The organism is Pseudoalteromonas sp. P1-16-1b, from assembly GCF_001401785.1.
Classification (GTDB): domain Bacteria; phylum Pseudomonadota; class Gammaproteobacteria; order Enterobacterales; family Alteromonadaceae; genus Pseudoalteromonas; species Pseudoalteromonas undina.
On sequence record NZ_LKGQ01000052.1, the window covers coordinates 1 to 554 of the forward strand.

The following is a 554-nucleotide window of genomic DNA, read 5'->3' on the forward strand; positions in this document are numbered from 1 at the left end:
GGGCTCCTACTGCTTGTACGTACACGGTTTCAGGTTCTATTTCACTCCCCTCACAGGGGTTCTTTTCGCCTTTCCCTCACGGTACTGGTTCACTATCGGTCAGTTGGGAGTATTTAGCCTTAGATGATGGTCCACCTATATTCAGTCAAAGTTTCACGTGCTCCGACCTACTCGATTTCACTTAAAATGCGTTTTCATGTACGGGACTATCACCCTGTATCGTGGCACTTTCCAGAGCCTTCCATTAACACATAATAAGCTTAAGGGCTGTTCCGATTTCGCTCGCCGCTACTATCGGAATCTCGGTTGATTTCTTTTCCTACGGGTACTTAGATGTTTCAGTTCTCCGCGTTCGCCTCGTTAACCTATGTATTCAGTTAACGATACCTGCAAGCAGGTGGGTTTCCCCATTCGGAAATCCTAGTCTCAAGTGCTTTTTACTAGCTTGACTAGGCTTATCGCAAGTTAATACGTCCTTCATCGCCTCCAACTGCCAAGGCATCCACCGTGTACGCTTAGTCACTTAACCATACAACCCAAACGGGTCTTTGTTT

1 rRNA gene is annotated in these 554 nt (G+C 46.6%); it reads right to left on the reverse strand.

Features of this window, described 5'->3' with window-relative positions:
• A 23S ribosomal RNA gene (locus tag AN392_RS18085) occupies positions 1–529 on the reverse strand; the annotation flags it as partial.
• Positions 530–554 lie beyond the last annotated feature (25 nt).